The following is a 24,028-nucleotide window of genomic DNA, read 5'->3' as shown; positions in this document are numbered from 1 at the left end:
TTTGCCTTAGTACATTATATCACAAAGGGCAGGCATCTTCAACAATTTACCAATTATATATAATTTGCAAATCATATTATACAAACAAATATCATCCATCAGTTTTGAATACATACTTTAAATAATTTCATTAGTTTAATAAATTTGGTAAAAACATTGTTATTTGAGGTATATAGGCTACCATCATTAAGATAATAAGAGATATCAATATTAAAGGAAGCATTTCCTTTAGCAACGGCTTTATTTTTACATTTCCCACTGCCGATGCTACATAAAGGGTAATGCCAACCGGCGGTGTAATACCTCCCAATATAAAAGTTAATACCATAATCATTGCAAAATGAATTGGATCTAATCCTATCTGCTGAGCTATTGGTGCAAATATCGGAACCATAATTATTGCTGCCGCCGTAGTATCCATAAAGCAGCCAATAATCATCATAACTAAAATCATTGCAAGCAATACAATAGATGGTTCTTGAGAAACCCCATTAATCATATTAGCAACCTCTCTTGGAAAACCTTCCTTTGCTAAAATCCATGAAAACGTCATAGCAGCTGCAACAATCAACATAGACATCCCCGTTGTCTTTGCACTATTAAGAAGGGTACTCAAAATCCTATTCCCCTTAAATTCTTTATACACAAAAATCCCTATAATCAAACCATATAAAGATGCAATAGCACCCGCCTCTGTAGCCGTAAAAACCCCTGATAAAATACCTCCAATAATAATTAACGGCATAATAAGTGCAGGAATAGCATCTAAAAAGTTTTTTCTTAAATCTTTCCAATTAAAGATAACTGAATTCCCATCATAAAGATTAGGATTTTTTTTAGCTTTATATACAGCATAAATCATTTGTGCTACACCGGTTAAAATTCCTGGTATAACACCAGCTAAAAAGAGTTTACCTATGGAAATACCAGTAATAGAACCATAAAGAATCATTAAAATACTAGGTGGTATTATTGAACCAATCGTACCACTTGCTGCCGTAATAGCTGTTGCATATGCTCTATTGTACCCGGATTTTTCCATAGAATGAATTAGCATATTACCTATAGATGCAACATCGGCTGTAGTGGAACCTGAAATACCAGCCATAATCATACTTGCAAAAATATTTACATTGGCTAAGCCTCCTGCTATAAAACCAAGTAAAGACTGTGAGAAATTAATAATTCTTTTTGTTACTCCACACTCATTCATAATTTCTCCTGCAAAAATGAATAAGGGGATTGCCATGAGAGTAAATGAATCTGAACCTGCGAACATACGCTGAGTAATTACAATTAAATTGGTATCTGTTAGTACAAGATATAGCAAAGACGACAACCCTAGAGTAAAACTTACAGCCACTCCCGATACTAACAGAGCAAAAAATGTAACAATTACTACAATCATAACCATCTTCTATTTCCCCTCCATTCTTTCATTTTCACTCACATTTTCAATCTTTAAAAGTTGAGCAACAAGCTCAAAAATCATTCCCATTCCACCAATAGGTAATGCTGCATATGGAATTGCCATTGGTATCAACATGGCTGCAGATTTTGTATTTAGATTATTTAGAACCATTTCAATTCCCTTATAAGTAAATACTATAAGAAAAATCAAAATAAGAATTTTTGAGCCTGTATCAATAAACTTCCTAATTTTAGGAGGAAAATAGTCAATAAAAATGTCTAATCCTATATGTGATTGGTCTTTTACTGCCAATACTGCACCTAAATATATAACTCCTATAAAGGAATAGCGAGACATTTCTCCAGCCCAAGGTATTGGAGAGTTCAATACAAATCTAGCAAATACATTAATTATAACTACAATTGTCATAGACAAAAAAAGTAATATTATTAATCCATTTAAAATTTTTCTAATACCATTAATAAAACTAATCATTTTTCTTGCATATCTTTCCATAGATGTACCTTCCTCTTTATCCTTTATGATAATACTTTACACTAATCATTTAATTTGTTAAAAACAATACTTTGAGTATAATAAATTGATTTATAGCGATTTTACTCAAGCATGTTTTTAACAAATATAGAATGTATTAATAAAACTAACAAACTACACTTTTTTATCTTGCAGCATCAATTAATTCTTTTAATTTTTTTGCACTTTCAAGCTTCATAACATTAAAAGCATCATAATTAATCGCATTTCTCATAGATTCTTTGTCTGTTTCAATAACTTCTATGTTTTTAGCTAATTCTTCACGGAACTTTGTGTCATTAGCAATAGTAAGCTCTAAACCAAAATCAGTGGCTTCTTGTGCTGCTTCACTAATAATTGTTTTTTGTTCTTCAGTTAAATCCTCAAAAACTTGGTCAGAAATTGAAAATGTTGTCGGAGCAGAAATATGATCTGTAATATTAATATATTTTACAACTTCATGCATGGATGCTGAATACATACTTTCCGGCGTGTTTTCCATCCCTGACACTACATTTGTTTCTAAGGCTGTATATGTTTCCCCCCAAGCTACTGGTGTTGGAGCAGCTCCAAGTAATGTAAATGTATTTACATAGGTTGGAGATTCAGGAACTCTAATTTTTAGTCCTTTAATATCTTCTACAGTATGTATAGGCTTATCTGTTGTAACTACTTGACGAAATGCTAAAGGATAGTAACTCAATACTCTTGCTCCCGTTTTATCTAAAATCATATCAGATAGCATTTTTCCAGCTTCTCCTTTAAGTACAGCTGTTTGATGTTCATAATTATCATACATATAAGGCAAAACAAAAACACCAGCTTCTTCTACAAGGGCAGGATAAAATTCAACAGCTATAACAGCCATATCTAGACTACCATTTCCCAAGGCTTCTAGATTTTCACGCTCTGTTCCCAATGAGCCTGATGGAAAAATTTCTATTTCCATAGTACCTTCAGATTTTTCTTTTACTAATTCTGCAAATTTCATAGCAGTTTCATTAATTGAATGTTTTGGAGACACTTGATGAGATAATTGTAATTTTACCACTTTCTCACTATTGGTATCTCCTGATCCTTGGCATCCAGTTAAAATTACAGATAGCACAACTACTGAAGCCAATAATAAACTAACAATTTTCCTTCTGTTCATTTGTATCATCTCCTCTCAAATTCATGTAACACATCATACCATTATCAAAGAAAACCCAATTTTTTCTTTAACTTGTATGATAAGTTACTTAGTAAGTATACCATCATTGCAAAACTTCGTCAAACGTTTTCTACTAATTTTTTAACTTAAACTATTATATTTATTATATAAACGTTAAAACGCCTCCACCTGTTAAAGATGGAGACGTTTTACTAAACTAATTATTATTAAAATTCTTGCATTCATCTAGAACGATTTAGATCATTGGTCAAATCACCATTTCCGCTTACTGGTATCTCCTCACCTAGATAAGTAGGTTTAGGCTTAATAATTACATTAAAAAAATCCTTTACCCTTGCTAGTGTTTCTCTCAATTCTCTAACATCCTGTCCAGCATATTGTCTCGGATCAGAAGAAACTCCATATGCCTTGATTCCTAATTTTTCAGCAATATACAAAGCACGGTACAAATGATATCGCTGTGTTACAATAATGATATTTTGTGCCCCAAAAACATCCCTTCCACGATATAAGCTTTCATATGTAGAAAAACCTGCATGATCCATAAAGATATGCTTTGAAGGAATACCATTTTTAATTGCAAACTCCTTCATTACATTCACTTCATCATATTCTTTCCTACCATGATCTCCACTCATCAATAATCTATCAGAGGCTCCATTATTATACAATTCAATTCCCTGTAAAAGTCTATCCTCAAGCATATGACTAGGTCTTTCATTTCCCCAAACACCTGCTCCAAGAATAAGGATACAATCGACATCTAATGAAGTCGCCTCATCTACGGTTATGATTTTAGATTTGACTGACATTTTAACATAAAAATTTATAATTAATATAGATATCAATGCTAATATAATAACTAGCACTAAGGCAAACAATCTTACTAATAGCTTCTTTTTTTTAACTTTCATCCTTTTATTATTCATAGTAACTCCTATCATAATTATAATGTTGATTATCTTTATAAATCAATTCCCGTGAATTTCGGATTCTACCTTTCTGGCCAAATCCTATTTTAGGAACACTATAGTCATATACAAGAAGGTATTCCTGATTTATGGGAGCTTCTTTGAGAACATAGCCATTTAAATCAAAAACTGCTGTTGGAGCTGTTTGGTAATCTGATATACTATTAACGGATACTACAGTCATAACATTTTCAACTGCCCTTGTCACAAGATGGGACTTAATAATATTATATCTTTCCATCGACTGCTGTTTTGAAACATCGCAAAAGCTAACAAAGCATAGCTTTACATTTGATTTAAACAATTCTCTAAAATATTCCGGAAATCGTACTTCAAAACAAATTCTAAATCCCACTTCAATATCATCAATTTTATATATGCCTAAAGATTCACCCTTTGTAAAATTGTCTAAATCCCATCCCCATAATCCACGTTTATCATATGCTCCAATAATTTTTCCATTTGCATCAATTAGCTGAATTGAGTTATAATATTTTGAGTTTTCCACTCTAATGGTTCCTAAAGCGATATACATATTATGATTTTGAGCAAGCTTTCTAATCTCCTGAAAATATGTATTTAATTTTTTAAAATTAATTGCATCAACAATAGATGTTTCAACCGGTGGATAGCCACATGTAGCACATTCTTGAAAAACAAGAAGTCTTACTTTTTTCTTAGATGCATTTATGATAGTTCTTGTTATTACATCATGATTTTGGGAAATATCATCACTACCTTTGAACTGAAAAACTCCAATTTTCATATATTTAGCTCCTTTATATAAATGAGGAAATTACATAATACATTTGAAGAATTTTAAAATACAAAATGTAGTAGGGATAGCTAAGCAAATTATCTACATATTGTGTTTTGAAATTAGTAATGCTAATTATGCAAGTTTCTCAAATAATTGTTTTATATATACCGAAGGATTATAGTATTTATATGATATAATATTATATCATTTTAATCTGGGGAAAATATACTAAATTAGAATCAATATATTAAAACTTTTTCCTATTTTTACATAAAAGTTATTTTTTTATGAGGAGTGTTAATATGGATGTAATTATAGCCATGGTACTTACATTTTGTATATTAGTTTTTTCTATTTTAAAAGGAATTTTTGTAGGTATACCCTTGTCAATAGGCTTTTTTATTTTTGCCTATATTTCATGGAAAAGAGGATTTTCTTTAAAAGATATCCTTATTATGTCATATACTGGAGGGAAAAAAGCATTTGTTGTTTTAAAAATATTCATATTGATAGGAGCTATTACAGCTATATGGATGGCAGCAGGAACTGTTCCAGGAATAGTCTACTATGGAGTTAAGTTTATGAATCCTAATTTTTTCATCCTTTATACATTTTTGATAAGCTGCCTTGTATCCTTCCTCCTTGGTACGTCCCTAGGGACAGCTAGTACTGTAGGTATAGCATTAATTGTATTAGCTAAAAGTGGTAATATTAATATAAATATAGCTGCAGGAGCAATAATTGCAGGGGCTTATTTTGGTGATAGATCTTCTCCAATGTCCTCTAGTGCAAATTTAGTTGCCAATTTAACGGAAACAAATCTTTATACAAATATAAGAAATATGTTTAAAACATCAGCAATACCTTTCATTATATCAATAGTCCTTTATACAATGATTTCTTTTAAACAGCCATTGAATTTTCTTGGCAGTAGCATTGATAGTGAAATAATAAATAATTTTGATATAAACTGGGTTGTTTTATTACCATCAATCATAATCATAATTTTCTCCATATTTAAAATCAATGTTAAAATATCCATGTTTTTTAGTATTTTAGTGGCATCTATTATCAGTGTATCCATCCAAGAATACAATTTAACAGAGATATTAAAATATATAATCCTGGGATTTAAGCTAGATACATCTAATCCTCTTTATACTATAATTAAAGGTGGAGGAATTGTTTCTATGTGGAAAGCCTCCCTTGTTGTATTTGTATCTTGTTCCTTAGCTGGAATATTTGATGGAACAAATATGCTAAAAAGTGTAGAAAATATTTTATTAAAAGCAAAAACCCGTGGTGACCTTTTTTCATATACAACCGTCGTAAGTATTTTAACCGGTGCTTTTGGATGCAATCAATCTATTGCAACGGTTTTAACCAATCAGCTTATGACCCATACTTACAAAGAAAAAAATGTTGATAAATATAAGCTGGCTATAGACCTAGAAAACACAGGAATAGTTCTATCAGCTCTCATTCCATGGAATATGGCAGCCTTTGTACCTACTACTACCATGAATGTAAGCAGTTTTGGCTTTATTCCCTATGCCTTTTATCTATACCTTATTCCAATAATCAATATCTTATCCTTCAAGATTTTGGAAATAAGTCATAGGAAATTTTCAATAACTAGTTGTAATTCTAAATATTGATATTTTATTTATAAAACCGATAAAGTGGTCATAGTTCACCCTATCGGTTTTATATATATTTATATCACACCAATCTCCTTTAACAATTTAACACAATCCTTATATCCTTCTATATATAAACTTTCATCACAACATGATGCTTTATAAGATGTCTTATCTATGTATTCTCTGGCAAATTTTCTATCCCCTTCATTTAGAGAATTTAATATTTCGTCAAACCTATTGCTGTGGCTATCTAAATAGCACTTTATTTCTTTGTATTCCCTATTTGTATCCCTGAAATACCTAAATGCCGTATTCAGCATTTCTGAAATAAAATTATCAAAATGCCATCTAAAATCTTCCATACACATATACCTCCCATTCTTGAATTACTATCGCAAACAAGGTATAATATATTTACCGCTGTCTTTGATAGTGGTGGATAAGAAGTGGTAGAATTGCTTGTGCGGCGTTCACCACTTCTTTTATTTATCCTGTAGGCCATCATAGAACTTATGAATACTTTTACGAATCATTTCCGAACGATTTAATTTTTCAACTTCACAGCATTTATCAAGTTTTTTAACTGTAGTTTTATCCATCCTAATTCGTACTGAAATATTCTTTGGATTATCTGTAGGACGACCTATTTTTTTCTGTGACAAATATTCACCTCTTTTTGTATCTCCAAAACAATTATAACTTATGGAGATACAAAAGTCAACAATAAAGGAATTTTTAAGAAATTTTGTATATACTTAACTTATACTTATATTTCATCATACCTTGATTTTAAAATCCATTCCTAAACATATATAAACACCAAGATAGAAGGATTACCCCTTTCCTATTTAAGCTAGATATAAGATATCTCTATAGGAAATATAAAATAATATAATAAATCCAGTAGATAGTATATTGATTACTTTCTACTGGATTTTTTTAAATAGACAATAAGTTAAACCTTAATACATATATCATTTTTCATTATAATCAGGGATTTTTTCTCTTGTCCATTCTGTTGGTCCTTCATTTGGAGGTACAAACTTCCTCCAATATTCACCCGTCTTTCTATCAAATATTATAATATTAGTATCATTAACTGAAATCATTTGATATCTGTATAATTCAGATAAGTTCTCTATATAACCTTTATTGCCTAAGTAAGATACATTGTCACTTAAATTCTCTATTGGTAGTTTTAAAATAATTCCTAGCATTATAAATCCTAACAAAATTGAAGCAGCTAATATTAAATAGCTTTTTTTATCCACTCAAGTACTCCTTTCAAAATATTATTTTTATTTCTAATTAAATTATGATGCAATGTACATATCTTTGGACTCCTCTCTGAGGAATACACTGTTGGTCATACAATAAATTAAGCTTCAATATTCCTATATATAAAGTATTGTTTTTGTAATTATATCATATTTTAGTAGTATTTTACTTAATAGTATTACCTTAGATACGGTTTTGTCCTTTTGAATTTTGCATAACTATGAAGAACTAATTGAATTTAGACACTTTATATACATTAAATTAGCCCGTCTAAAAGACGGGCAGTGATGAACAGTATCCTTCATTCTCTAATTCTAATTTTTTAATTCTCTATATATTTAAGTGGGTCTTTGGCAACACCATTCTTTTGTACTTCAAAATGAAGATTTGGACCGGTTACCCTTCCTGAAGTTCCTATGCTGGCAATGACTTGTCCTTTATATACCCGCTGACCCTTTTTAACCTTTAATGAGTTTGCATGGGCATATAAGGTTTTATAACCATTTTCATGATCTATTATAATGGTCTTTCCATATCCATTAATCCAACCGGAAGTTACAACCTTTCCTCCATCGGCTGCTTTAATTGGTGTGCCTACTGATCCTGAAATATCAATCCCTTCATGAGCTTTTCCCCACCTTGGGCCAAATCTTGATGTCAGCCTTCCCCTTGAAGGCGAAGCAAAAACTCCATAGGCCATTGTCTTTGGTCTTTCTTTCGTTCCCTTTACAACAATAGCATCAACTGGCTCTTTTAATATTTCTTCCTCTACAACATTCTCTCCAGCTAATATGCCATTTATCTTTACCAGCTCTGCACTTACTTTTTTCTTTCCTTCCTCACCCTTTCTCCTAATTCTATTTTCTCCTATGTAAATATTGCTACTCTCTTCATATACTACCTCAAAAGGTATTTCGTCTTCGTATTCTTTGCTTGCTACTGTTTTTACACTTATGTATGGGGTAGGAAGATTTAAGCTAATTTCTTGTCCTATTTTAAGATTTTTCAAATTTGTATTTGGATTGGCTTTAGATATATCTTGTAAATCTAGATCATGTTTAATTGCAATATCCCAAGCCGTATCTCCTGACTTCACCTTGTACTTCTGTATTTCCTTCCCCCCTAACAAAATATAATTGAGGGCATCTTCATATGAAATCAATTTATTAATATCCATTTCCTTTTTCTTTATTTTTACACTTTCAGCAAAATCTATCTCCTTTAGCTCTTCATTTTCCCCGATGTATTTATTTTTAATTTCTTGTAAAAGTTTTTGTGCATAAACTTTACCCTCAAGGTATACCAAATCTTTACCATCAACATTAATAGCATATGAATCAACTTTAAAATCCAATATATCATATAATTTAGATTTAATATCTTGACTAGATGTTATTTGGTCCTCTTCAGCCTTAATTTTTTTAAAACTTAATTCTTCAGTTAATTTAATTTCTTTGTTATATTTCTTTCCCATTTCATCCTTTATCTCATTAAGGATTTTATTAATTTTCTCTTTATCTGAAACTATACCAATCATTTTATCATTTATAGAAACAGAATAGGCAATTTTAGAAAAGTATATATATCCTATTATCGAAGTGATACCTAATAAAGTAATTATGATAAGATATAGATTTTTATTCTTAAATTTAATATTATCTATGGATTCACTCATTATTTGTCCCCCTTTTAAAAAAGTTTTTAAAATACATTTAATATCAATGAAATGAATGCATGAACTATTGTTCATGCATTCATTTCGACCATAATATTTTACCATAGTTGTCCTTAGTATATCAATAGAATTTTAAAAATTTTGCTCCTTTATATAAATGAGGAAATTGCATAACTCTAATTTGGCTGGGTTGCATATGCGAATATTATCCCTAATTTAATTATTTAGAATTAAATATATTTCGATGGTATAACTTTGGAGATTTTAAAATTATATATGATAGATAGTTTTTGCAAAAGGTAATTATACAATTTCCTTACATATATATAATTTATCTGCATTTAAAAACATTTATTGCAAATAATAAGTATTACAAAAAATGAATATCTGCTTGAGGAAATTGCATAACTTTAATTTGGCAAAATTGCATAATGCATATGGTATAGCTTTAGAGATTTTAAAACAATATATAGTAGTTAGTTTTTGAAAGAAGGTAATTATGCAATTTGCTCACTTAATAATTTTTAAAAATACATGCTGATAATAATTATAATAAATTAGCAAGGAGAATAGATATAATGAATAATCATCTTTTAGAATCCCATGTTTTATTGTTCATATTTATAGGAATAATAGTTGGTTTTTTTAGTAGAGGATGGATGCTTAGAGGTGATATAAGACAATATCCTACTTTACCAAATGGATATTTAATTAATTTAACAACTGGTTTCATTGCAGCCGCTATCGGAGCTGTTGCTTATCCGGCATTGCTTGGAAAAAACTATGTGGCTGTTACCTTTCTATCATTAGCAATACAACAATTTAGAGATATAAGAAAAATGGAAAAGGAAACTTTACACTCTTTAGAAAGAGATAGCTATGCACCTAGAGGAGAATCCTATATAGATGGTATCGCCAAAACTTTTGAAGCCAGAAATTATATTGTAATGATTTCTTCATTAATTACTACTTTTTCTGCATTTATTATTAGATATATGACTAAGAGAAACATTATTATTATACCTATCTCTATTGCATTAGGGTTTATTGTAACTTTAATTCTTAAAAACTATACTAAAGGTCATACACTACAGGATATTGTAAATATAACAGAAGCACCTTTAGAATTTAAAGAAGGAAGCAATTTATATGTTGGCGATATTTATGTAATGAATATAGGATTATCTGCGACTAAGAAAAGAATTTTAAAAAACGGTATTGGAATAATCATAAAACCAATTGGAGAAAATGAAAAAATCATGCTAAATCACAGTGGTCAGCGAAAGGCCATTGTCCATGAGTGTTCCAGATTACTTGGACTAGAGAGATATGTTGAAACCAGAAGAAATTTTGATAATGGAGACTTAGCTTTAGTTATTGTTCCTATTACAAAGGATGTATCGAAGCTTAAAGAAATAATATATAATGTACCAATCCTTGAGATAAATAAAAAAATAAATAGCAAAACCAGTTAAGGAGTTGTTAATATGAAGGAAAGTTCAACTAGAAGCATCTTGGCTATTATAACTTTAGATGAAAAGTTAGTAGTTCATTCAAGTGCACCAACTTTTTTTGCAGAAAATAAAAAAAGCCAAGAACAAATTGCTTCTGAGCTAGGACGTACATTGTCAGGAAATGTATATGGTTTATCTAACGGTGTAATAATTATAACCCAAGAGTAAAATTAAATATTTTAGAAATATTTTAATTGTAAATCTTACTTTATATGAGCTTTTATTCTTCTGGATTTTATATAATTATAAAAAAGAAAACTGAGAATAATAAATCCAAGATATCCTTTAATCGGATATAATATACTAACTAACTTTGTAAATCCAACTCTGCTACAAAATAGTGCAGATAAACCTATTATCATGGATATTAATATCTTATTTTTTGTAATTTTTGTATTGTATACATATAATCTTTCAACCAAGGCAAACATAAGGCCAGCTGCAGTTGTAAATATACCTGAAAAGAGAACAAAGGCATAGGTCACACCCAAAAACTTATTATTATGCTGAGCAATGACAAGCATTGGCAAATCTGTTTTATAAACCAGTGTAAAGTTTTTTACAATAGCAAAGCATAATACTGTACCAATACTTCCAAGAATTATTCCACCAACAGCTGCTCCACCTATAATATCCATTTTGCTTTTTGACTTCACACCTAGGGGTACTAAAACAGCAATTGCTATCACCGTATTATAAGATACAAACAACATAGCAGAAAGAAACCAATTATTAGTTAATCCATGAAACTTGATTGGATCATAAAAAAGAGCATCTATTCCACTTAAGTATCCAACAGTTCCTGCTATAGCTGCAATTGCAATCATTACAGGAACAACAATATTGAAACTATTAATTAGACCGTCTGTACCAAAGCATGTAGTAATAATAATTATAATGGTAATTATTATTTTACCAACAAACTCCTCTGACCCTGTAAGGGTACTGAACAATGAACCTGTTCCTGCTATCATTACCGTTACACCAGCAAATGAAAAAAATGTTATAACACTATTGGCAAAAACTTTTAAAATCTTAACATTAGGAACTGACACTTCTTCATATGAGCTTGTTTTCATGTTTCTGGCTGTAAGCATAATAATAATACCTAAAATAGAAAAACAAAAAGCTGTTAGACAAGAACCAACAATCCCTTTTGCTCCAAAGCGTCCAAAAAATTGCATTAATTCCTGACCCGAAGCAAAACCTGCTCCTATAAGTGTTCCTATAAAGGCTGTTGATATACTAAAGTAAGTAATTTTATTACCTTTCATATAACAATACAATCCTTTCTATATATTGAAACAAATCTTTAAATTGTTTTATTTCTTATCATCTCCTATTTACATTCTATTTCCAATATAATTCATTATACATATATTTTTATACTATCTTCTTGTACTACTAATATTTTGAAACTCAAAAAAGACCAAAACCTATATCTGGCTTCAGTCTTTTTAACCCTTTTGCTTACATTCATTTTCAAATATAAATAAACACTATATTGATTCCTGCCCCATTAAAAGCAAATCATATTTCAGATTATCTGCTTGTCTTTTATGACTTAATATAATTAAGGAATCCCCTTGTAGTATCATCGTATCTCCTTTGGGAATCATTTCCCATTCTCCACGTTTTATGCCAACAAGAAGGCAATCAGAAGGCCAATCAATATCTTTTATGTATTTATTTTCAATTTTAGAACCCATTGCCACAGGAATTTCCATTAAAGTTTTTTCATCTTCATCATCACTGCTAAAATCACTATTTTTGTTATTTTTCAATAGCTTTTCTAAAAGTGCATCATAAATAGGCTTGGAACCTAATAAATCAGTAACAATATATGCAGTAATTGAAACAGTTATCAATCCCAACAAATGATCAAAGGTTCCTGTCATTTCAGTAATCAATATACTACCAGTAATAGGTGCACGAACTACCGCTGTAAAAAATGCAGCCATAGATAAAATTATTATATTGATTGTATAAATTGAATCAATATCAAAATAATTGACACAAATATAACCAAATCCCTCTCCCAATAAAGCACCTATGGCTAATAGGGGAAGAAAAATACCTCCTGGTACTCCAGAACCATAACAAACTATAGTAAATAAAAATTTAACCACAAGTAATAATATTATTACTCCAATAGCCATATTTACCTTGCTTAGATGGACAATTAAATTATGTCCTCCACCAAGAGCTTGGGGAAGAAAAAAGCCTAAAAATCCTGATATAACAAGGGGTATAATAGGTTTATACTCTTCTTTAAATAAATTTTGTCTGCTATAATAATCTTGAACCTTTAATAATCCTGTATTAAAAAATTTTCCCACAACCCCTGCTAATATTCCAAGGATAACCAAATAAGCATATTTATTTAAAGGAAATACAGAAACAACTTCAAAATTAAATATTGGTTTAAGCCCCAATGCAACACTTGAAATAAAATCTGCCACTAAAGATGCTCCCATTACACATGTTAATACAATTGGAGAAATATTTTTATGCAATTCCTCAAGAGAAAACATTACTCCTGCTAAGGGTGCATTGAAGGCAGCCGCAAGTCCCGCACTTGCTCCACTTGTAATTAAATACTTTTCTTCTATATTATGTCTTTTGAACAATGAGCTAACTCCCATACCAACCTGTGAACCTAATTGTACAGAGGGACCTTCCCTTCCTAGGGATAGCCCAAAACCAAGGGCTAAAACACCCCCTAAAAATTTTGTAATTAATTCCTTAAGCCATTCCATTTTAAGTTTTCTTACCAAAACTCCCTTTACCTGTGGAATTCCACTTCCCTTAATCATAGGATATTTCTTTACAATTTTACCAAGTATAATACCTACAACAATTAGTAAGAGAAACCAACCAACAATGTAAAAAAATGATTTTTCTTTCAATAAGGAATAAATCTTTTTTCTGCCAATATCTGCATGATATAGTAGTATTCGATATAATACCGCTATAATTCCAGTTAAAATTCCAACAATTATGCCCTCTGAAAAAACTTGAAGTTTAAAATCACGCCAATGGGTTATTGTCCCAATAATACTATTTTTTTTCATCACAACTCGCCTCTTTATTAACATAATTTATTACAATTATAGTATACTGTATACTATTACATATGTTAATACCTTATTTTATTTTTTATAAATTATTGAATTCCTATTTTAAGCTGACAATCAAGTCTTCAGTGTCTATGCATCATAGCTTGATTCATCCCGACAGTTAGAGTATAATCATTATTATATTGTTTTTTTGCAAAAGAACATGGGGTGAAATAACTAATGGAATGTAAAAAGCTATTTAATGAAATTAAAGTATTTGGTAAAGTAAATATTTTAAACGGTTATGACTATCTATCTAACAAAATAAAAGATGTTCAATTCCTTAATGTTCCAGATAAAACATACTGGATTAGTGAAAATGACCTTGTAGTATTAAATTCCGATATATTAATCAGTGAAAAAATGAGTATAATTAATATAATTAACCTATTAAAGCAAAAAAAAATCTCTGCTCTCATTATTATTAATCAAGAAACAGACATTGAAATAAAAACAAAGCTAGAACAAATGATAAAGTTAGTAGACCAAATTAACTTTCCTATTTTAGAAGCAAATTATGATTTGGATTATCGAAGTATACTCAGCATAATAGGTGAAAATAATATTGATAGTTATTTAATAAACCAACTAAAAAATAATCTTCTAAGTTTGAAAGACAGTAGTTACTATACACTAACTAATATAATTTTGATTTATTCATATTATATTAAACAATCAATACTTTTACTTTCAGACAACTGTAAAATTCTTGACTACATAGAAATCAACAGAAAACATAATAAAAATATACCAATAAGCTATATATCAGAATTAATTAATAATGGATCTATAGATAGATCTTCAACACTGAAGCCATCAATATATATAGATAAAAATGACAAGTATACTATATTTCCCCTAAAGTTATACACTAGATTGCTAGGGTATCTATGTTTGATAAACTATGACTCTAAAAGTGATAGTAAATATGATTTAAGGATAGCCAATGAAGTTATTCCATTTATTATCATATCTATGATGTCCTATCATCAAAATGAAATGATATATAATAAATCTAAGGATGAGTTTGTTAGAGGGATACTTTACGGTTTGTATTCTGACAAAAAAATAATTGAAAATGAATGTAACTATTTTAATTTTAAATACAATTTAAAGAGATTTGTATGGCTTATTCATATTAAGCATTTAAATAAAAGTCATCTTAACCCAGCTTCTTCAGATAGAATACCAAGAAAAATAATTGACAAGACCCTTAATATTTCAAAAAGTAGATTTTATGAAGACTACTCTATATGTGAAAATTCAACTATTATCTTTATAAGGCTTAAGCATGATGAACTGCCAAATGCTAAGTTAAATGAAAGCTATGCTAATTTATTAAAGGAACTGGAAATTCAAATGCCTGAATACAGTTTCTCTATTGGAATAAGTAGAGCATACAATACTATTGATAGATTAAATCTTGCATATGAAGATGCAGTATTTAGCATAAAAATGGGCTTAAATATTTTCAAAAACGTAAAATCTATTTATCCCTATGACGATTTAATAGTTTATCATCTTCTTTATAGTATTAAGAATAATCCTATAATTGAAAGACTTTATAAGAATTCTATAGATAAATTAATTAAATTTGATAAAGAAAACAATACAGAGCTTTTAAAAACTATTAAATCTGTAATAAACTCCAGCTATAATTTCAACGCTGCAGCCGATGGACTTTTTATCCATAGAAACACTTTATATCAGCGTATAAAGAAAATAGAATCTATAACCGGATATAGCCTGAATAATTCCGAAGCCCGACTTCTCTTCCAGCTTGGAATAAAGATTCACGATATATATATACTTTCCATGTAAAATCGTTATACTTAACAAAAACATAGGACAATTTCCTAAAATAGAAAATAGCATCTATCAAAATAAGTCATTTAATAATTTTGATAGATGCCATTTTATCTAATATAGTAAATAAATATTAAATAAAAAAGTCGATATTTACTCAAAGTTCCTTAATACATTGAACCTACTGGATCATAAGGTTTTAAAAGGATTGGCTTTTGTTCATAGTCCTTTACTATATCCTCAGGCACATATTTTTTATTTATTATTACTTTATATACATATTCATCAAACCAATCGTCACTCATGATAAAAAATCCCTTATTGCCATCTACTTCTCCCCAGCTGTTTTGTATTTTCCACCTATTTGGTTTTCCATCAACTAGATTAACTCCTGTCAGTGTCATAACATGGGTTAAGGTGCTTCCTCTATATGCAAGTCTATCTGCCTTATTTAAGTTAAATTCTGTATTTAGTACTATATCATAGTTATACATATCTGCATCTAATATTCCTATATCCCTTTTTGCCATTTTTGCAACATCACAGCCAAAGCAAACCTGCTCTCCACCCTTTATTTGCTTAATTGCCAGTTCTCTTAGTGTCTGTATATCTAAATTTAAATATTTTATTGGATTTTCGTCCACTACACTGCCTAGAAACTTTACAGTATAGGTTTTACCAAAGGGTTTATCCTTTGTAGGATAATTGACTATACTAATATAATCCTCGGTTTTAACCGTGGAATATTTATGATAAAATTCTAATGGAGTAATATTTCCATCTCTGTGAAATTCATTATCTTTATCCCTATATTCAAAATCAAAAACTCTAGGTGGTTCTCCTAAGAAATGAGCTATTATATTATACATGTCTACAAGAAGTTCTTCTTTCTTTAACTGAATTTCTTCAATACTCTTTCCATCTCCATACATATCTCTTAGAATCTTAGCATTACCCCTAAGCTTTTCACTTAGAATTGCATTAAAAACCTTCGAGTCAGTACAGCAATAAGCTTCAGGCATAACATATTTAGGAACTATTCCATATTTTTCAACAAGCTTTGCAAACATATCCCATTGACCTGCATCAAAAATAGGATTTTTTAATAATCCTACCACTTCATAATCATCCAATTCTTTATCAATGGTTTCTATTATATTCTCTAAAAATAAATTTGATTTTTCAAATTTGTCCCAGAAAAAAAGATAGCTTTGAGATAATTCAAAATCCTTTTCCTTCATATTTAAATTTTGAGAAATGCCGTATCTCATGCTATTTAAGGAAGCAAACATCCAGCATCTTCCAGTTTTCATTTGTGCAGTAACTCTACCTACATCAATTTCATCAGAAAAATCAAAATGCATATTTTGAATAGATTTACGTCTTAGAGCAGTTTTTATTAAACCATTTTCAATAATAGCATCAGAATAAACTTCATTATGTTTATCAGAATGATAATACTTTGAAGCCCTTTTTATTAAATCCTCATTAATACTTTTTTTCTTATGCATATTATAAACCTCCCTTTTAGTTATTCAAATAAAAATTGAGAAAGTAAGCAGCCTCTGAGGTTTCCTTTTGAGCGATTTTTATAAACCTGTTTCTCCTTTTTTATTCAATCTGAAACAGGTTTATTACATGAGCCAAAAGGATTCTCAGTGGCTGCGACCACAAATTAAACTTCTAAAAACGTACATCTATACACTACAATATTTCATTCAACACCCTAGTTACCAAAATTCTAGATAAAATAACAGGTCCCTTAGTAATATCCTGCACCGTTTTTTTCATCTCTATTGTATATCCCATACAATCCATAACAATCATTGACACCGATTGTTTTTTTAATTCCATGGCTGCTTTTTTCATCCCAGCCTTTGAATAATTATATGGGGAAGCAGTTTCTATAACTACATTAATATCGCTGTCCTTCCACCAACTATTACATTGCCTAATTTGAGAAGAATCTGGAATAATAATCCCAACCTTCTCTTTTCCTGATATGCTTTTTACAATAGAATGTATTATAGAAAAAGGTGTTATTAAAAGAGCCTTATGATTAAATTGTGGAAATTTTCCTGTACATAATAGCAATATAGTAGAGATACCATCCTTTTCTACTTTATATATATTTTTCTGAAGCTCCTCACAAACTATATCTTCATTCATTTCTATTTGAGTACCTTCCCTCATTCTGCTAACAAGAACATTTTTACCCTTTACAGGTTCAAATTTTCTAATGGCTTCTTCATATGTATAATCATCAAGTATTCCATATTCTACTATTTGCACATCATTATTGATATATTTTTCTATTTCTGGAATTAAATCATTTCTGGGAGATTGACCTATTGTTATTACTCCAATCTTCTTCACATACTCACCTTCCATATATACTCAAATAATATTAGTAATTTTTATATATAATAGAACCGTTTAATAGAGTCATCACAACATTGGTGCTTGTTTTTAATGGGTCACCGTCAAAAACAACAATATCTGCATCCTTTCCAACTTCTAAGCTTCCTACCCTATCATCTATTCCTAAAATTCTAGCTGGATTAATTGTAATTGCCTTTAGAGCCCTTAGGTAATCCAATCCATTTTTGACTGCCACAGCAGCGCACATAGATAATAGCTGAACTGGTACTTCTGGATGATCGGTTGTTAAGCAAAACATAATATCTCTTTGAGATAATATATTAGGAATTTCGTCCTTTCTATTAATAAGCTCATTACTGGATTTATCAGTTAGATATGGACCTAGCATAATATGAGAATTAGCCTTTACAAGCTGATCTATAATCATATATCCTTCAGTGCAGTAATTTATAATAGTATTTAATCCATACATTTTACCTAATTTCATAGCACTTTGAATATCTTGTGCTTTATGGGCAGAAATCTGTAGTGGCATTTCCTTTTTAAATACAGTATCCATTTCTTCATACTTTTTATTATATTTACTATAATCTATTTCTCCACTAGACTTTTTTTCTAAATAATTTTTAGAATTCTCAAAAAAGCTTCTTAGCATATCCATTATAGCCATTCTTGATCTTGGCATTTCAGGGTTTTTATCATCTAATTTCTTGCAGCTATCACCAATAGATATATTTAAAGCAGCATTTCTTTTAATTATCATTTCATCTAGAGAATTTCCATAGGTTTTTAATATACAGGATTTGCCTCCTATTATACTTTTATTGCCTGGGCATACAGAAAGGGTTGTAACTCCTGATTGGTATGCTTCTTTAAAAGATATATCCCTTATATTAATTCCATCCTCAACAGAAAGCTGAGAATTAATACTTTCACTGTTTTCATTCATATCATCCCCAGGAAAACCAACGCCATTTTCTATTAATCCCACATGACAATAACCGTCTATAAGACCTGGCATTACTATATTATTTTTTAGATCTATGGTCTCAGCTCCAGGACAATCTACAGCCCCACCTATCTCTTTTATCTTGCCATTTTCTATCAGAATATCACCATAGACTACTTGTTTTTCATCCATAGTTAATATCTTTCCGTTTTTTAAAAGCAGCATCCCGTTTTCCTCCAATCAAAGCCAACTATTTATATTTAACCTTCATAAACAATAATCCCATTAATGATAGTCATAACAACATTTGTTAAGGACTCTAAGGGCTCATTATCAAAAATAACTAAATCAGCATCCTTGCCTTCTTCTATACTCCCAATCCTGTCATCAATGCCTAAAGCTCTCGCAGGATTTATAGTTAAGGCCTTTAAAGCTTCCTCTTGACTAAATCCATATTTAGATAATAATCCTGCATATAGGGGCAAGTATTTACAATTAGTAAAGGGATGATCGGATATTAATGATACTAACATCCCACTATCTCTCAATATTCCTGCACACTTAGCTGATGCATTTTTTAGTTCATCCTTACTCCTAAAGGAAAATAGTGGGCCTATCATAACCGGAAAATCTTTATTCTTTAAATAGTCCTTTATTAAATACCCTTCCGTACAATGATCTAGGGTTGCCTTTAAATTGAACTTTTCAGCAATTTTTACAGCCATAGATATATCATCGGCCCTATGGGCATGGATTTTTAATGGCATTTTTCCTTCAAATACAGGAATAAAGGCTTCTAGCTTAGCATCATAGTCAGCTGCATTGCCTTCTTTTTTTTCCTTAAAGTACATATATGCTTTAGTTAATAATTCCTTTATAAGGGAAGCTGTAGCCATCCTGCTGCTTGGACTTTTGCCTTGAGCACTATATACATTCTTAGGATTTTCTCCAAATGCCATTTTCATAGCTGCCGGGCTTTTTACAATCATTTCTTCAACATCTTCACCCCAGGTTTTAATTATAGCTCCTTGCCCTCCTACTGCATTACCACTTCCAGGGCAAACCATAACTGTAGTTATCCCAGATGCATATGCATCCTTAAATGCAGTATCCATTGGATTAACAGCATCTATAGCCTTCATAGTAGGCGTCATAGGCTCAACGCATTCATTTGCATCATTACCTTTTTCAGTAAGGGTCCACATACCAATATGGGAATGGGCATCAATAAACCCTGGACATATTATTTTTTCTTTTACATCAATAACCTGTATTTTTGAGTCATGAATATCTATATTAGAGCTTACCTGCAAGATTTTTTTGTCACCTATAAGTATATCTTTGTCTATGTAACTACCAGTATCACAATCAAATATAGTCCCATTTTTTAGTAGTATCATCCTATACACCTTCCTTGTAAAGATAATCAACTCTAAAGTATTATAAATTCCATAGAAAAAATGTAAAATATTTCTTTATTTTCTATGAAATTTATATTAAGTTCTAATGTTGGTTATCTATATTAATCATAAACAAGCATGTCTAAAACCATTCCAGCATAGACTTTGGCTGCATTAATTACATCCTTTACATCTACAGTTTCATTGTAGGAATGAATACCTTCAGTATTAGCAGGACCATATTGAATGGTTGGAATACCTGCACTCCTAAAATACCTCGCATCGCTTGAAGCCCATTGATAAGTGGCTGATATATCAATACCTAGGACATCCTTTGTATTTCTTTTAACGGCCTTAACTATTTCACTGTTTATTGATACATTATTAGGCTCAGACCTCCAGCTGTAGGTGTATGTTATTCCTTTAAGATTTAAATCCTCTATAACCTTATCAATATTATCGATTACCCTTTGAGTACTTACTCCAAGGGGAATCCTTATATCCACATCGGCCTGGGCAGAATCAGGAACCATATTAGTTTTTGTTCCTCCTTTAATTTGACCGATATTCACAGTAACATGATCAATTATATTTTCTACTCCAGGTTTGTTTAAACATTCCTTAGCTGCTATTTTAGATTCCTTAATAACTTCCTTTACTTCTCCTTCATATTCACCATGCAATTTTGTAAGACATTTAATACCTTCTAAGACTTTAATAAGCTTTTCAATTGCATTGTCTCCAACATATGGTGAAAGACTTCCATGGGCAGATGTACCTTCGGCTTTAAGATTAACCCATAGAGTTCCTCTTTGCCCTACTTCGCAATTGTCATATCCCGTTGGTTCAGCTACAACACATGCATCTCCAGTTACTATATTGTTTTCCACAATCCATTTCGTTCCTAACTCCCCACTTATTTCTTCATCAGGAACAACAGTAAGAAACATCTGCCCATCTAGTGGTATTTTCTTTTCTGCTAAAAGCCCCATAACAAAAATCACTCCGCCAAGGCCTGCCTTCATATCGCTTGTTCCTCTTCCAAGAATCTTTCCATCCTTTACCTTTCCACAATATGGATCAAAATCCCATTTAGATAAATCTCCAGCAGGAACAACATCGGCATGTCCATTAAATATAAGTTTTTTACCTTTTTCATTTCCATATTTAGCTACAATATTAGGCTTATTTGGCTTTGGCCTATGTACTTTATTTTCAACCCCAAATTTTTCTAAATATTTGCAGATGAACTCTGTTATGTCCTCCATCTCTCCTGGAGGATTCTCAGTAGGCATTTTTATTAGCTGACAGCATAAATCAATAAGCTGCTCCTTTCTATTATCAATTTCCTTCCAAAGTTCTTTTTTAATATTCATTCTAATTCACTCCTTATGAATTTGAACTATTCAATTAGAATTTTTTTAATTACTTTTTTATTTGTATAAATAGCAGGCAACCTTATGATTATTAGCTACACCATCTAAGTTAGGGCTTACTTCCATACATTCCTTTTTAGCATAGGGACATCTATTATGAAAATGACATCCTTTAGGAGGATTTAAAGGACTAGGAATTTCTCCTTTTAATGCTATCCTATCTACCTTTACAGTAGGATCTTCAGTTGGAATAGCTGAAAACAATGCCTTGGTATAGGGGTGTAATGGATTTTTGTATATTTCATTGGATTCTCCCATTTCCACAATTTTTCCCAAATACATTATTGCAATTTCATCACTTAAATACTTAACCACACTAAGATCATGGGATATGAATAAATAGGTTAATTCAAATTTCTCCTGTAATTTCTTAAAAAGATTTAGTACCTGAGCTTGTACAGAAACATCCAGTGCAGAAGTAGGCTCATCACATATTAGCACCTGGGGATCTAACATTAAAGCCCTTGCAATATTAATTCTTTGTCTTTGACCTCCACTAAACTCATGGGGATATCTATTCATAAAATAATAACTAAGTCCTACAGTTTCCAATAATTCCTTTGCCTTTTCCATTCTTTCCTTAGGCGTTCCTATTCCATGAATTTGCAAAGGTTCCTTTACAATATAATTAATTCTTTTCTTAGGGTCCAGGGAAGAATAGGGGTCTTGAAATATCATTTGTACGTTTCTTCTAAATTCCTTCATTTTATTTTTATTAAAGCTGGTAACTTCTTCGTCTTTAAATTTTATAGATCCACCACTAGCTTTATTTAAGCCCATAATTGCCTTTCCAACTGTGGATTTACCACATCCTGATTCTCCTATTAGTCCAATGGTCTTTCCTTTTTGCACATCAAATGATATACCATCTACAGCTTTTAAATATCTATTTTTTTCGAATAATTTACTTCCGTGTACGGGAAAATATTTCTTTAATTCCTTTACCTCTAGTATGGGTTTAGTCAATTTAAAGTCCCCCCTTCCTTACTAGACGACTATCCTTAGTCTGAAAATGACATGCAGCAAAATGATTTTTTTCAATTTCTATTAATTCAGGCTGCTTTTTTCTGCAAATATCCTTTGCATAGGGACATCTGCCAACAAAGTTACAGCCTTCTCCGGTTGTCCTTAAATCCGGTGGATTCCCTTCAATAGTATTCAGAGGCTCATTTTTTTCAATATTTCTTTTTGGAATAGAGTCTAACAGTCCCCAAGTATAAGGATGTATAGGATTTTTATATAAACTTACTGTATCAGTGTATTCAACGGTTCTACCTGCATACATGACCATAACATAATCGGCAACTTCCCATATAACGCCTATATCATGGGTAATGATTAATATTGAAGTATTAAGCTGATTTTGCAGGTTTTTCATTAATTCTAAAACCTGAGCTTGAATAGTAACATCTAAGGCAGTTGTAGGCTCATCTGCAATAAGCAATTTAGGATTACAAGCCACAGCCATGGCTATCATAACACGCTGTCTCATACCACCGGAAAATTCATAGGGATAACTATTGTACCTTGAATCGGCATCAGGTATTCCAACTAATTTTAGCGCATCAACAGCCAGTTTTTTTGCTTCTTTTTTAGATATATTTCTATGGGCTAAAATAGCCTCTCTTATTTGAGATCCAACAGTAAATACGGGATTTAAAGCTGTCATGGGATCCTGAAAAATCATTGCTATATCCTTACCTCTTAAATCTAGAAGATCATTTTTTGACATATCTATTATATTTTTATCTTCAAAAACAATTTCTCCATCAACTATTTTACCAGGAGGCTGAGGTATTAATCTCATTATTGAAGAAGCAGTAACACTCTTTCCCGAACCGGATTCGCCAACTATCCCTAAAGTCTTCCCTTTATCAAGAGTAAAGCTTACACCATCTACAGCCTTTACTACTCCCGAAGCAGTATAGAAATATGTTTTCAAATTATTAACAGTTAATAGTCTATCTGTCAACTTT

The 24,028-nt window shown here is 30.7% G+C and carries 22 protein-coding genes; 4 read left to right on the top strand and 18 right to left on the bottom strand.

The features are described 5' to 3' along the window. Positions 1 to 130: 130 nt before the first annotated feature. The 5 genes from B5X81_RS09870 to B5X81_RS09850 all read right to left on the bottom strand — a co-directional run bounded on the left by B5X81_RS09870 (position 131) and on the right by B5X81_RS09850 (position 4,856). Positions 131 to 1,414: a TRAP transporter large permease gene (locus B5X81_RS09870; RefSeq protein WP_079491355.1), complete on the bottom strand. Its 1,284-nt coding sequence runs from the start codon at positions 1,412 to 1,414 to the stop codon at positions 131 to 133. A 3-nt stretch (positions 1,415 to 1,417) separates the two neighbouring features. Next, positions 1,418 to 1,927 (bottom strand): TRAP transporter small permease, encoded by a 510-nt coding sequence (locus B5X81_RS09865; protein ID WP_079491353.1) that lies wholly within the window; start codon positions 1,925 to 1,927, stop codon positions 1,418 to 1,420. Positions 1,928 to 2,090: 163 nt separating this feature from the next. Then, the gene (locus B5X81_RS09860; protein WP_170917354.1) at positions 2,091 to 3,098 is read right to left on the bottom strand and encodes a TRAP transporter substrate-binding protein; all 1,008 of its coding nucleotides are present in this window, start codon (positions 3,096 to 3,098) and stop codon (positions 2,091 to 2,093) included. Positions 3,099 to 3,340: 242 nt separating this feature from the next. Further along, a complete protein-coding gene (locus tag B5X81_RS09855; RefSeq protein WP_208985029.1) occupies positions 3,341 to 4,048 on the bottom strand; it encodes a SanA/YdcF family protein in 708 nt (235 codons plus the stop codon). Further along, complete coding sequence (locus tag B5X81_RS09850) at positions 4,041 to 4,856, bottom strand: carbon-nitrogen hydrolase family protein (protein ID WP_079491350.1); 816 nt, start codon at positions 4,854 to 4,856, stop codon at positions 4,041 to 4,043. Before B5X81_RS09850 ends, B5X81_RS09855 begins: the two co-directional genes overlap by 8 nt. 296 nt (positions 4,857 to 5,152) lie before the next feature. On the opposite strand from B5X81_RS09850, the gene B5X81_RS09845 reads away from it, so the two are divergent. Beyond that, on the top strand, positions 5,153 to 6,508 hold the full coding sequence (locus B5X81_RS09845) for a Na+/H+ antiporter NhaC family protein (RefSeq protein ID WP_079491349.1): 1,356 nt from the start codon (positions 5,153 to 5,155) through the stop codon (positions 6,506 to 6,508). Between the two features lie 59 nt (positions 6,509 to 6,567). On the opposite strand, the gene B5X81_RS09840 is transcribed toward B5X81_RS09845, so the two are convergent. The 4 genes from B5X81_RS09840 to B5X81_RS09825 all read right to left on the bottom strand — a co-directional run bounded on the left by B5X81_RS09840 (position 6,568) and on the right by B5X81_RS09825 (position 9,446). Continuing rightward, positions 6,568 to 6,855, bottom strand: a complete 288-nt coding sequence (locus B5X81_RS09840; protein ID WP_079491347.1) for a hypothetical protein — start codon at positions 6,853 to 6,855, stop codon at positions 6,568 to 6,570. A gap of 120 nt (positions 6,856 to 6,975) precedes the next feature. Then, positions 6,976 to 7,155, bottom strand: coding sequence for a ribbon-helix-helix domain-containing protein (locus B5X81_RS09835; protein WP_079491346.1), 180 nt, complete (start codon positions 7,153 to 7,155; stop codon positions 6,976 to 6,978). A 312-nt stretch (positions 7,156 to 7,467) separates the two neighbouring features. Continuing rightward, positions 7,468 to 7,764: a hypothetical protein gene (locus B5X81_RS09830; protein ID WP_079491344.1), complete on the bottom strand. Its 297-nt coding sequence runs from the start codon at positions 7,762 to 7,764 to the stop codon at positions 7,468 to 7,470. Positions 7,765 to 8,093: 329 nt separating this feature from the next. Further along, entirely contained in the window at positions 8,094 to 9,446 is a 1,353-nt protein-coding gene (locus tag B5X81_RS09825; protein ID WP_170917353.1) for a peptidoglycan DD-metalloendopeptidase family protein, read from the bottom strand. 578 nt (positions 9,447 to 10,024) lie between these two features. Between B5X81_RS09825 and B5X81_RS09820 the strand changes: the two genes are divergently transcribed. Both B5X81_RS09820 and B5X81_RS09815 read left to right on the top strand, forming a co-directional pair. Continuing rightward, positions 10,025 to 10,921 (top strand): YIEGIA domain-containing protein, encoded by an 897-nt coding sequence (locus B5X81_RS09820; protein WP_079491341.1) that lies wholly within the window; start codon positions 10,025 to 10,027, stop codon positions 10,919 to 10,921. Positions 10,922 to 10,933: 12 nt separating this feature from the next. Beyond that, a complete protein-coding gene (locus B5X81_RS09815; protein WP_079491340.1) occupies positions 10,934 to 11,128 on the top strand; it encodes a capping complex subunit for YIEGIA in 195 nt (64 codons plus the stop codon). A gap of 35 nt (positions 11,129 to 11,163) precedes the next feature. On the opposite strand, the gene B5X81_RS09810 is transcribed toward B5X81_RS09815, so the two are convergent. Together B5X81_RS09810 and clcA are read right to left on the bottom strand one after the other, a co-directional pair. Next, positions 11,164 to 12,234, bottom strand: a complete 1,071-nt coding sequence (locus B5X81_RS09810; RefSeq protein WP_079491338.1) for a YkvI family membrane protein — start codon at positions 12,232 to 12,234, stop codon at positions 11,164 to 11,166. 225 nt (positions 12,235 to 12,459) lie between these two features. After that, the gene (gene clcA, locus B5X81_RS09805; RefSeq protein ID WP_079491337.1) at positions 12,460 to 14,034 is read right to left on the bottom strand and encodes a H(+)/Cl(-) exchange transporter ClcA; all 1,575 of its coding nucleotides are present in this window, start codon (positions 14,032 to 14,034) and stop codon (positions 12,460 to 12,462) included. 225 nt (positions 14,035 to 14,259) lie between these two features. On the opposite strand from clcA, the gene B5X81_RS09800 reads away from it, so the two are divergent. Then, on the top strand, positions 14,260 to 15,900 hold the full coding sequence (locus B5X81_RS09800) for a PucR family transcriptional regulator (protein ID WP_079491335.1): 1,641 nt from the start codon (positions 14,260 to 14,262) through the stop codon (positions 15,898 to 15,900). A gap of 152 nt (positions 15,901 to 16,052) precedes the next feature. Here B5X81_RS09800 and B5X81_RS09795 read toward each other — a convergent pair whose 3' ends face one another. The 7 genes from B5X81_RS09795 to B5X81_RS09765 all read right to left on the bottom strand — a co-directional run bounded on the left by B5X81_RS09795 (position 16,053) and on the right by B5X81_RS09765 (position 24,024). Beyond that, the gene (locus B5X81_RS09795; RefSeq protein WP_079491334.1) at positions 16,053 to 17,396 is read right to left on the bottom strand and encodes a C1 family peptidase; all 1,344 of its coding nucleotides are present in this window, start codon (positions 17,394 to 17,396) and stop codon (positions 16,053 to 16,055) included. A gap of 193 nt (positions 17,397 to 17,589) precedes the next feature. After that, complete coding sequence (locus tag B5X81_RS09790; RefSeq protein WP_170917352.1) at positions 17,590 to 18,261, bottom strand: AroM family protein; 672 nt, start codon at positions 18,259 to 18,261, stop codon at positions 17,590 to 17,592. A gap of 31 nt (positions 18,262 to 18,292) precedes the next feature. Further along, on the bottom strand, positions 18,293 to 19,441 hold the full coding sequence (locus B5X81_RS09785; protein ID WP_079491331.1) for an amidohydrolase family protein: 1,149 nt from the start codon (positions 19,439 to 19,441) through the stop codon (positions 18,293 to 18,295). A gap of 35 nt (positions 19,442 to 19,476) precedes the next feature. After that, positions 19,477 to 20,616, bottom strand: a complete 1,140-nt coding sequence (locus B5X81_RS09780) for an amidohydrolase (RefSeq protein WP_079491329.1) — start codon at positions 20,614 to 20,616, stop codon at positions 19,477 to 19,479. A 122-nt stretch (positions 20,617 to 20,738) separates the two neighbouring features. Then, positions 20,739 to 21,992, bottom strand: coding sequence for an ArgE/DapE family deacylase (locus B5X81_RS09775; protein WP_079491328.1), 1,254 nt, complete (start codon positions 21,990 to 21,992; stop codon positions 20,739 to 20,741). Positions 21,993 to 22,049: 57 nt separating this feature from the next. Next, complete coding sequence (locus B5X81_RS09770; protein WP_079491326.1) at positions 22,050 to 23,018, bottom strand: ABC transporter ATP-binding protein; 969 nt, start codon at positions 23,016 to 23,018, stop codon at positions 22,050 to 22,052. Between the two features lies 1 nt (position 23,019). Then, on the bottom strand, positions 23,020 to 24,024 hold the full coding sequence (locus tag B5X81_RS09765; RefSeq protein WP_079491325.1) for an ABC transporter ATP-binding protein: 1,005 nt from the start codon (positions 24,022 to 24,024) through the stop codon (positions 23,020 to 23,022). Between the last annotated feature and the right edge of the window lie 4 nt (positions 24,025 to 24,028).

Source organism: Maledivibacter halophilus, assembly GCF_900167445.1.
GTDB classification, from domain to species: Bacteria; Bacillota; Clostridia; order Peptostreptococcales; family Caminicellaceae; genus Maledivibacter; species Maledivibacter halophilus.
Note: the sequence above shows the minus strand (reverse complement) of the source record. Positions and strands in the feature narration are given on the sequence as shown.